The 10,737-nt window shown below is 70.4% G+C and carries 8 protein-coding genes; 6 read left to right on the top strand and 2 right to left on the bottom strand.

What is annotated here, in order from left to right:
* Positions 1-69 precede the first annotated feature (69 nt).
* Positions 70-1,662 carry an ABC transporter substrate-binding protein gene (locus G5C65_RS21965; protein WP_206442122.1) on the top strand — a complete coding sequence of 531 codons (1,593 nt, stop codon included), beginning with the start codon at positions 70-72 and terminating at the stop codon, positions 1,660-1,662.
* A 105-nt stretch (positions 1,663-1,767) separates the two neighbouring features.
* On the opposite strand, the gene G5C65_RS21960 is transcribed toward G5C65_RS21965, so the two are convergent.
* Positions 1,768-2,439, bottom strand: coding sequence for a response regulator (locus G5C65_RS21960; RefSeq protein WP_165300624.1), 672 nt, complete (start codon positions 2,437-2,439; stop codon positions 1,768-1,770).
* Positions 2,440-2,509: 70 nt separating this feature from the next.
* Positions 2,510-3,412 (bottom strand): RecB family exonuclease, encoded by a 903-nt coding sequence (locus G5C65_RS21955; protein ID WP_165300623.1) that lies wholly within the window; start codon positions 3,410-3,412, stop codon positions 2,510-2,512.
* Between the two features lie 126 nt (positions 3,413-3,538).
* On the opposite strand from G5C65_RS21955, the gene G5C65_RS39445 reads away from it, so the two are divergent.
* The 5 genes from G5C65_RS39445 to dop form a co-directional block, all read left to right on the top strand.
* Positions 3,539-5,269: a site-2 protease family protein gene (locus tag G5C65_RS39445; protein ID WP_165300622.1), complete on the top strand. Its 1,731-nt coding sequence runs from the start codon at positions 3,539-3,541 to the stop codon at positions 5,267-5,269.
* Between the two features lie 32 nt (positions 5,270-5,301).
* On the top strand, positions 5,302-6,204 hold the full coding sequence (locus G5C65_RS21945; RefSeq protein WP_165300621.1) for a tRNA (adenine-N1)-methyltransferase: 903 nt from the start codon (positions 5,302-5,304) through the stop codon (positions 6,202-6,204).
* Between the two features lie 190 nt (positions 6,205-6,394).
* Positions 6,395-6,958 (top strand): hypothetical protein, encoded by a 564-nt coding sequence (locus tag G5C65_RS21940; protein WP_165300620.1) that lies wholly within the window; start codon positions 6,395-6,397, stop codon positions 6,956-6,958.
* A 277-nt stretch (positions 6,959-7,235) separates the two neighbouring features.
* On the top strand, positions 7,236-9,002 hold the full coding sequence (gene arc / locus G5C65_RS21935; protein ID WP_165300619.1) for a proteasome ATPase: 1,767 nt from the start codon (positions 7,236-7,238) through the stop codon (positions 9,000-9,002).
* 239 nt (positions 9,003-9,241) lie between these two features.
* Positions 9,242-10,737, top strand: a 1,496-nt coding sequence (gene dop, locus G5C65_RS21930; protein WP_165300618.1) for a depupylase/deamidase Dop, incomplete at its 3' end; no start/stop codon positions are given.

Raw genomic sequence — 10,737 nt, 5'->3', positions numbered from 1 at the left:
ATTAATGTTTGTGCACCGGCCATTCGACCTTCCGCAACAACCCCCGGCCGGATGAGGAGACCGTCGACCATGAACCGTAGAACTGTGGTGCTGCCGGCGCTCGCCGGGCTGCTCGCACCCGTACTCGCCGCCTGCGGGTCGGACGCTTCGGGCAGTGGCGGTGATCCCATCGTCGTCGGCACAACGGACCACTTCGCCGCCAACAAGGAAACGCCGGCCCCCTTCGACCCGGCCGCCGCCTACGACGTCGCCACCTGGAACGTCATGCGCAACACGTTCCAGACCCTGGTGCGGCTGCCCCGGTCCGGCACTCAGCCGGAGATGGACGCCGCCACCTCCTGCGGCTTCAGCGACGCGCAGAACGAGCAGTACCGCTGCAAGCTGCGCGATGGCCTCACCTTCTCCAACGGCAACGAACTCGACGCCAAGGACGTCGAGTTCTCCATCAAGCGGGTCATGGGCATCAAACACCCCAGCGGCCCCGCGTCCCTCTTCGCCAACATCGACCGCGTCGAGGCGACCGGTGCCCGCGAGGTCGTCTTCCACCTCAAGTCGCCGGACGCCACCTTCCCCTACAAGCTCACCACCCCGGCGGCCGCCATCGTCGACAGCGAGACCTACCCCAAGGACCGGCTCCTCAAGGGCTTCAAGGTCGTCGGCTCCGGCCCCTACACCCTCGACGACTTCGACACCAAGGGCGACAAGGCCACCCTCGCCAGGAACTCCCACTACGAAGGCAATCTGAAGATACGCAACGGCAAGATCGAGATGCGTTTCTTCGACACCCCCGAGGCCATGGAGAAGGCCCTCAAGTCCAGCGACATCGACCTGATGAGCCGCAGCATCTCACCCGACCAGGTGAAGCGGCTGGACACCGCAGCGGACCAGAACATCAAGCTCGTCGAGCAGCCCGGCCAGGAGATCCGCTACCTCACCTTCAACACCGAGGGGCCCACCACCGGCAAGAAGGCCGTCCGCAAGGCCATCGCCGAGATCGTGAACCGCAAGGAGATCGTCTCCAAGGTCTACAGCGGCAGCGCCGAACCCCTCTACACCCTCATCCCCGGCGGCCTCCCGGGCCACCGCAACTCCTTCTTCAACACCTACGGCGAACCCGACCCCGGCGCCGCGAAAACCACCCTCGCCGAGGCCGGAGTCGACACACCGGTGAAGCTCACCCTCACCTACACCACCGACCACTACGGCTCGGCCACGGCCAAGGAGTTCGCGACCCTCAAGAAGCAGCTCAACAACAGCGGCCTGTTCGACATCGACATCAAGGGCGTCCCCTGGAACAAGTTCCAGCCCCGGGCCACCAGCCAGAAGTACGAGGCGTACGGCTACGGCTGGTACCCCGACTTCCCCGACGCGGACAACTTCACCGCCCCCTTCTTCCAGAAGGACAACTTCCTCGGGTCGCCCTACCGGAACAAGACGATCGACAAGATCATCCCGCAGACCCGGCGGATGACCGAGCGCTCCCGCGCGGGGACCGCCTTCGGCCGCGCCCAGGACATCGTCGCCCGCGACATCCCCGTGCTGCCGCTCTGGCAGGGCAAGCAGTACATCGCGGCGCGCGACGACATCACCGGCGTCGAGTGGGCGCTCAACTCCTCCTCCGTCCTGCAGTTCTGGGAGCTCGGCCGCGGCGCGAGCGACTGACGGCACCGCCGGCGGGCCGGACCCTGGCCCGCCGCCACGCACCGGCGCCCGGCGCGCGGCACAGGCCGCACGCCGGGCGCCGGCGTCAGATCCCGACGGGCCCCGTCACGGCGTCCCCGGCCGGACCAGCCCGCTCTCGTACGCGTACACCGCCGCCTGCACCCGGTCCCGCAGCCCCAGCTTCGTCAGCACATGCCCCACATGGGTCTTGACGGTCGTCTCGCTCACGAAGAGATCCGCGGCGATCTCCGCGTTCGACAGCCCGCGCGCCACCAGCTTCAGGACCTCCACCTCGCGCTCGGTCAGCTGATGCAGCGTGTCCGGCACCGGCTCCTCGCCGGACGGCAGCTTCGTCGCGTACTTGTCCAGCAGCCGGCGTGTGATACTCGGCGCGAGCATCGCCTCACCCGCCGCCACCACCCGGATCGCCTGCACCAGCTCCCCGGCCGGCGCGTCCTTCAGCAGAAAGCCGCTCGCGCCCGCCCGCAGCGCCTCCACCACATACTCGTCCAGATCGAACGTCGTCAGCACCAGCACCTTCGCCGGGCCGTCCTTCGCCGGACCGGTGATACGGCGCGTCGCCTCCACGCCGTCCATCCGCGGCATCCGGATGTCCATCAGCACCACATCCGGCTGCAGGGCGCGCACCTGATCCAGCGCCTGAAGGCCGTCTCCGGCCTCGCCGACCACCGCTATGTCCTGCTCCGCTTCCAGAATCATCCGGAAGCCGGTGCGCAGCAGTGGCTGATCGTCGACCAGCAGTACGCGGATTGCCACGAGAACTCCTCCAGGGGCGGGCGGCCGGGGGCGCCTCCCAGCGTGCACTGAGGGCGTCCCCCATTCTCACCTAGGGACCTTCCCCGGACCCGGCGGCCCCTTGCTCACCTGGGACACTCTCCCCGGAGGCCCGCGGCTCCGGCAGCCGCGGCTGGATCGTGAGCGGATAGGGCGGGGGAGTGCCGCCGAACTCCGGACAGTGGGCCTGATGATCACACCAGCCGCACAGCTTGCTGCGCTTCGGCCGCCAGTCCCCGCTCTCCGTCGCCCGGCCGATCGCGTCCCACAGCGCCAGCAGCTTCCGCTCCACGGCCCGTAGATCGCCCTCGTCCGGGTCGTAGGTGAGCAGGTCGCCGCTGCCCAGGAAGACCAGCTGCAGCCGCCGCGGCACCACGCCCCGCAGCCGCCACAGCACCAGCGCGTAGAACTTCATCTGGAAGAGCGGGCCGTCCGCGAACTCCGGCGGCGGGGCCTTGCCCGTCTTGTAGTCCACGATCCGGACCTCGCCCGAGGGCGCCACATCGATCCGGTCGATGATCCCGCGCACGCGCAGCCCCGACTCCAGCCGCGCCTCCACGAACAGCTCACGCTCCGCCGGCTCCAGCCGCGCCGGGTCCTCCAGCGTGAACCACCGCTCGACCAGCGACTCCGCCTCCGCCAGCCACTGCGCCAGCTCCGTGCCGTCCTCCGTGTCCCCGGCGAAGAGCTCAGCCAGCTCCGGGCGCTTTGCGAGCAGCCGCTCCCACTCACCTGCCACCATGGACCGGGCACGCGGCGCGCTGCGCTCACCGGCGGGACGGTCGAAGAGTCTCTCCAGTACTGCGTGCACCACCGTGCCCCGGGTGGCGGCCGGGGAAGGTTTTTCCGGCAGTTTGTCGATCACCCGGAAGCGGTAGAGCAGCGGGCACTGCATGAAGTCACTTGCCCGGGAAGGCGACAGCGAGGTCGGCGGGGAGGCCGCGCTGGTTCTCATGGAGTACGACCCTACGGCCCACCACCGACAACGGACACTTACCATCGACGACAGACCCCCTCGTACCGCATGATCATCAGGACCGCGTACAGCGCGGGGTGCGAGGGCCGCAGCAGAGGGGAACCCGTGGCGGACACGGACAACGACGGGAAGCCGCGGACCAGCGGCCCGGGCGAGGACGGCGGCGAGCGCCGTCCCGCCGGACCGCCCGCGCCCGCGGACGGTCCGCCCCGCGCGGACGACTCCCGGAGCGCTCCGCCCGCCCAGCGTGCCCAGCCGGGCGCCCAGGACGAGCCGGCACCCCCCGAGGGCCCCGGCCCGGACCCGCGGTCCGGGCGGGAGACGCCGGCGGGGCCGCAGCGGGCGGCGGCGTCCGGAACCGGGCCCCCCGGCGACCGGCGGTCCGGCCCCGGGAGCCCGGCGCGGGCCGACACCCCGGACACCCCCGACGGCCCGGACACCCCCGACAGCCCCGACAGCCCTGGAGCCGCGGTCCCAGACGAGCCCGCCGCGTCCGCCGCACGTGCCGGGGCCGACGGGCCCGACGCCTCCGCCGGGGCCGAAACCACCCGGCCGGGTGACGCCGCTGTGCCCGCCCGGGGCGTCGGTCATGCCGGGCCGGACCAGCCCGCCGGCCTCGCCGGGCCCGGCAAGGCGACCGGGCCCGGCAAGGCGACCGGCGGCGGCAAGGACGGGGAGCGGACCCGGCCCGCCGGCGGCGGCATCCTCATGGGCCGCCCCTTCGGGGTGCCGGTCTACGTCGCCCCCTCCTGGTTCCTCGTCGCCGCCCTCATCACCTGGGTCTTCGGCGGCCAGCTCGACCGCGTGCTGCCCGAGCTGGGCGGCACCCGCTATCTGATCGCGCTGTTCTTCGCCGTCGCCTTCTACGCCTCGGTCCTCGTCCACGAGCTGGCCCACACCGTCGCCGCGCTCCGCTTCAAGCTGCCGGTGCGCCGCATCCAGCTCCAGTTCTTCGGCGGCGTCTCCGAGATCGAGAAGGAGTCCGAGACGCCGGGCAGGGAGTTCGTGCTCGCCTTCGTGGGGCCGCTGCTCTCGCTCGTCCTCGCCGGAGTCTTCTTCGCCGGGATGCGGGTCGTCGAGCCCGGCACCGTCCCCGGCGTGCTGCTCGGCGGCCTGATGCTCTCCAACCTCATCGTGGCCGTCTTCAACCTGCTCCCCGGGCTCCCGCTGGACGGCGGGAGGATGCTCCGCGCCGTTGTGTGGAAGCTCAGCGGCAAACCCATGACCGGCACCATCGCCGCCGCCTGGACCGGCCGCGCGCTCGCCATCGCCGTGCTGATCGGCCTCCCGCTGGCCACCCACGCCTGGGGCGTGACCGGCGACGGCATCAGCGGTATGGACTCGCTCACCGACGCGCTGCTCGCCGCCATCCTCGCCGCCATCATCTGGACCGGGGCCGGGAACAGCCTCCGCATGGCCCGGCTGCGCGAACACCTGCCCGAGCTGCGGGCCCGCACCCTCACCCGCCGCGCCGTGCCGGTGGAGACCGACACCCCGCTGTCCGAGGCGCTGCGCCGCGCCAACGAGGCCGGGGCCCGCGCGCTCGTCGTCGTCGACGCCAAGGGCGACCCGCTCTCGCTCGTACGGGAGGCCGCTATCGTCGGCGTCCCCGAGCACCGCCGTCCCTGGGTGGCGGTCAGCGGCCTCGCCCAGGACCTGAAGGACGGCATGCGGGTGCCCGCCGAGCTCGCCGGCGAGGAGCTGCTGGACCATCTGCGCGCGACCCCGGCCACCGAGTATCTGGTCGTCGAGGACTCCGGCGAGATCTACGGCGTCCTGGCCACCAGCGACGTCGAACGCGCCTTTGTCGCCGCCATGGCGAAGCCCTCCCCGTGAAGGCGGCCCGGCCGACCCGCTAGGCTGTCCGTATGTCCGAACCGACCGGTGCCGCCCGCCGTCGCGGGCCCTTCAAGGTCGGGGACCAGGTCCAGCTCACCGATCCCAAGGGACGCCACTACACGATCACGCTCGAAGAGGGAAAGAGCTTCCACACCCACAAGGGAGCCTTCCCCCACGACGAGCTGATCGGCGCTCCCGAGGGCAGTGTCGTCCGTACCACCGGAAACGTCGCCTATCTCGCGCTGCGCCCCCTGCTCCCCGACTATGTCCTGTCCATGCCGCGGGGAGCCGCCGTCGTCTACCCCAAGGACGCCGGGCAGGTGCTGGCCATGGCCGACATCTTCCCCGGCGCACGCGTCGTCGAGGCCGGCGTCGGCTCCGGCTCGCTCAGCTCCTTCCTGCTCCGCGCGATCGGCGACCAGGGGATGCTGCACTCCTACGAGCGCCGTGCCGACTTCGCCGACATCGCCCGGCAGAACGTCGAGCGCTACTTCGGCAGCCCGCACCCGGCCTGGACCCTCACCGTCGGCGACCTGCAGGACAACCTCTCCGACACCGAGATCGACCGCGTCATCCTGGACATGCTCGCGCCCTGGGAGTGCCTGGAAGTCGTCTCCAAGGCGCTCGTACCCGGCGGCATCCTCTGCGCCTACGTCGCCACCACCACCCAGCTGGCACGCATGGTCGAGTCCATTCGCGAGTTCGGCACCTTCAACGAGCCGCAGGCGTGGGAGACGATGCTCCGCAACTGGCATGTCGAGGGCCTCGCCGTCCGCCCCGACCACCGTATGGTCGGACACACCGGCTTCCTGCTCACCGCCCGCCGCCTCGCCGACGGCGTCGAGCCCCCGCTCCGCCGCCGCCGGCCCTCCAAGGGCGCGTACGGCGAGGACTACACCGGGCCCGGCAGCCAGTCCGGCGGCAAGGCGTAGCGCGGCAAGGCGTAGCGCCGCCCGCGACACCGCCCGGCCCCGCTCTCGAACCGGAGGGCGGGGCCGCCGCGTTGCCCCCGGCGCGGAGCGCGTCCGGGCCCACCCCCGCCATGCCCCGGACGTGTGACATATGGCACGATGCTGAGCACCCCACTTGCTCGCGTCCCGCCTCTCACAGGAGTCACCTCGCGTGACGGAACAGCCGCACTCCCGTTCCCGTACCGTGCACTGGGTCGCCACCGCCGCCGCCCTCGCCGCCGTGCTCGGGGCCTCCGCCGCGATCCAGCCATCCGCATCCGGCGCCGCCGCCCGCGCCACCGCGCCCACCGGTGCGGCGCCGGACCCGGCGAAGGCTCGCTACCCGCTGGACTGCGGCCCGTCCGGTACCGCAGAACCGCAGGTCACGGCCAAGGGCACGGCCGACTTCGACGGGGACGGCAGCGCCGAGACCGTGGCCGTCGTCCGCTGCCGCGCCCAGGCCGGAACGCCACCCTCCGGCGTCTTCGTGCTCGCCGCTCCCCAGCGCCCCGGAGCCCGGCCCCGGGTCGCCGCCACCCTCGTCCCGGAGAAGGAGCGGATGGCGGTCACCGGCCTCCGCGTCGACGGCCGCACCGTTGCCGCGACGCTGCTCGGCTACTCCTCCCCCGAGGTTCCGCGCTGCTGCCCGGACCAGAAGCGGAAGGTCAAGTGGGAGTGGCGGGACGGCAAGTTCGCCCTGATCCCCGGGCCCGCGCCCGGCAGCGCCGGCGTCTGACCCCGCCCGGTCGCTGTCCGAAAATCAGCGTACGGAAATGGTCGTACCGGGAACCGGGTGGGGACCGGAATAAGGCAGCAGCCGAAGGCTGTTGAACGTATCGCCTACGCAACCGTTCGCTTTCAGATGGTGATGGGTGGGTATTCCCCAGTCGTGAGGGAGTGCGCAAGGGTGAAGATCGGACACACCCCGACCGTCTTTGTGATCTAGGGGTTTCAACCTGCACCGGCCCAGGTAGGGTCGAAGCGTCCAGCTCCCCCTGGAGGAGGTGAGGACCGTGGCAGCCCACGACGACGACACGAACCGCGGCATCCGGCCCGGTCGGGGCTCCGAAGACCCGTCCGGCCAGATCGCCTACCTAGAGCAGGAAATCGCCGTCCTGCGCCGGAAGCTCGCCGACTCTCCGCGGCACACTCGAATTCTTGAGGAGCGGATCGTCGAGCTGCAGACCAACCTGGCCGGGGTCTCCGCGCAGAACGAGCGGCTCTCCAACACTCTCCGTGAGGCCCGCGACCAGATCGTGGCCCTCAAGGAAGAGGTCGACCGGCTGGCCCAGCCCCCGGCCGGCTTCGGAGTCTTCCTGCAGGCCAACGAGGACGGCACGGCCGACATCTTCACCGGCGGCCGAAAGCTCCGGGTGAATGTCAGCCCCAACGTGGAGCTCGACGAGCTGCAGCGCGGCCAGGAGCTGATGCTCAACGAAGCGCTCAACGTGGTCGAGGCCATGGAGTTCGAGCGCGCCGGCGACATCGTCACCCTCAAGGAAGTCCTGGAGGACGGCGAGCGCGCCCTGGTCGTCGGCCACACCGACGAGGAGCGCGTGGTCCGGCTCGCCGAACCGCTGCTCCAGGCCACGCTGCGGGCCGGCGACGCGCTCCTGCTGGAGTCCCGCTCCGGGTACGTCTTCGAGATCGTCCCCAAGAGCGAGGTCGAGGAGCTCGTCCTCGAAGAGGTCCCCGACATCGACTACACCAAGATCGGCGGGCTGACCGGCCAGATCGAGCTGATCCGGGACGCCGTCGAGCTCCCGTACCTCTACCCCGACCTGTTCCGCGAGCACGAACTGCGCCCGCCGAAGGGCGTCCTGCTCTACGGCCCGCCCGGCTGCGGCAAGACCCTCATCGCCAAGGCCGTTGCCAACTCCCTCGCCAAGAAGGTCGCCGAGGTCACCGGCAAGCCCCAGGGGAAGAGCTACTTCCTCAATATCAAGGGCCCCGAGCTGCTCAACAAGTACGTCGGCGAGACCGAGCGGCACATCCGCCTCGTCTTCCAGCGCGCCCGCGAGAAGGCCAGCGAGGGCACCCCCGTCATCGTCTTCTTCGACGAGATGGACTCCCTCTTCCGCACCCGCGGCTCCGGCGTCAGCTCCGATGTCGAGAACACCATCGTCCCCCAGCTGCTCTCCGAGATCGACGGTGTGGAGGGCCTGGAGAACGTCATCGTGATCGGCGCCTCCAACCGCGAGGACATGATCGACCCCGCGATCCTGCGCCCGGGGCGCCTCGATGTGAAGATCAAGATCGAGCGGCCGGACGCCGAGGCGGCCAAGGACATCTTCTCGAAGTACCTCACCTCCAACCTCCCGCTGCACTCCGACGACGTCGCCGAGCACGGCGGCAGCGTGGACGCGGCCGTCGAGGCCATGATCCAGTCCGTCGTCGAGCAGATGTACGCGGAGTCCGAGGAGAACCGCTTCCTGGAGGTCACCTACGCCAACGGCGACAAGGAAGTCCTCTACTTCAAGGACTTCAACTCCGGCGCCATGATCGAGAACATCGTCGGCCGCGCCAAGAAGATGGCCATCAAGGCGTACCTCGACCACAACCAGAAGGGTCTGCGGGTCTCCCACCTGCTCGCCGCCTGCGTCGACGAGTTCAAGGAGAACGAGGACCTCCCCAACACCACCAACCCGGACGACTGGGCCCGCATCTCCGGAAAGAAGGGCGAGCGGATCGTCTACATCCGCACCCTCGTCACCGGAAAGCAGGGCGCCGACACCGGCCGCTCCATCGACACGGTCGCCAACACCGGTCAGTACCTGTAGCGAGGCGGAACAGCCCGGCTGCGGGTCCCGCGAGGGCCCCGCAGCCGGGCTGTTTCCCCCGGCGCAACTCCGCAGAAGGAAGTCCGCTAAGTGATCTCCCCACTTCAGTCTGTGCGTTCTAGGCTCTTCCATACCGCCGCCACGCGCAGTGCGGACGAGGGGACCGCATACGGGTCGGATGCGCAGCGGGACTTGAACGGTGGTCCAACGGCGGGCCACCGTCACGCAAGGAGGGCCGCATGACCGTACGGCGAGTAATGGGTATCGAGACCGAGTACGGGATCTCCGTGCCCGGCCACCCCAACGCCAATGCCATGCTCACCTCATCCCAGGTCGTCAACGCCTATGCGGCAGCGATGCAACGGGCGCGCCGCGCCCGCTGGGACTTCGAGGAGGAGAACCCACTGCGGGACGCCCGCGGCTTCGACCTCGCACGCGAGGCCGCCGACGCCAGCCAGCTCACCGACGAGGACATCGGACTGGCCAACGTCATCCTCACCAACGGCGCCCGTCTCTACGTCGACCACGCCCACCCCGAGTACAGCGCACCCGAGGTCACCAACCCCCGGGACGCCGTGCTGTGGGACAAGGCGGGCGAGCGGATCATGGCCGAGGCAGCCCAGCGCGCCGCCGAGGTGCCCGGAGCCCAGCCCATCCACCTCTACAAGAACAACACCGACAACAAGGGCGCCTCCTACGGCACGCACGAGAACTACCTGATGAAGCGGGAGACCCCGTTCTCCGACATCGTGCGCCACCTCACGCCGTTCTTCGTCTCCCGCCAGGTCATCTGCGGCGCGGGCCGCGTCGGACTCGGCCAGGACGGCAGCGAGCACGGCTTCCAGCTCAGCCAGCGGGCCGACTACTTCGAGGTCGAGGTCGGTCTGGAGACCACCCTCAAGCGCCCCATCATCAACACCCGCGACGAGCCGCACGCCGACGCCGAGAAGTACCGCCGGCTGCACGTCATCATCGGCGACGCCAACCTCTCCGAGGTCTCGACCTACCTCAAGCTGGGCACGACCTCCCTGGTCCTCTCCATGATCGAAGACGGCTTCATCGCCGTCGACCTCGCCGTCGACCAGCCCGTCCGCACCCTGCACCACGTCTCCCACGACCCCACCCTCGGCCACCTGATCACCCTCCGCAGCGGCCGGACACTCACCGCCGTCCAGCTTCAGATGGAGTACTTCGAGCTGGCCCGGAAGTACGTCGAGGAGCGCTGGGGAGCCGACGCCGACGACCAGACCCGCGATGTGCTCACCCGCTGGGAGGACGTCCTCAACCGGCTGGAGCGCGACCCCATGGGCCTCAGCGGCGAGCTGGACTGGGTCGCCAAGCGCGAGCTCATGGAGGGCTACCGGCGCCGCGACCAGCTCGGCTGGGACGCCGCCCGGCTGCATCTCGTGGACCTCCAGTACGCCGACGTACGCCCCGACAAGGGCCTCTACAACCGGCTCGCGGCCCGCGGCAAGATGCAGCGGCTGACCAGCGACGACGCCGTACGCAGGGCCGTCGCCAAGCCTCCCGAGGACACCCGCGCGTACTTCCGCGGCCGCTGTCTGGAGCAGTACGCGGACGACGTCGCGGCGGCCTCCTGGGACTCGGTCATCTTCGACCTCCCGGGCCGCGACTCCCTGCAGCGGGTGCCCACCCTGGAACCGCTGCGCGGCACCCGCAACCACGTCAAGGAGCTTCTGGACCGCTGCCGCACGGCGGAAGACCTGGTGAAGGT

Origin of the sequence: Streptomyces boncukensis, assembly GCF_011045075.1 — a bacterium.
Taxonomy (GTDB): Bacteria; Actinomycetota; Actinomycetes; order Streptomycetales; family Streptomycetaceae; genus Streptomyces; species Streptomyces boncukensis.
This window is presented reverse-complemented; position numbering and strand designations above follow the sequence as displayed.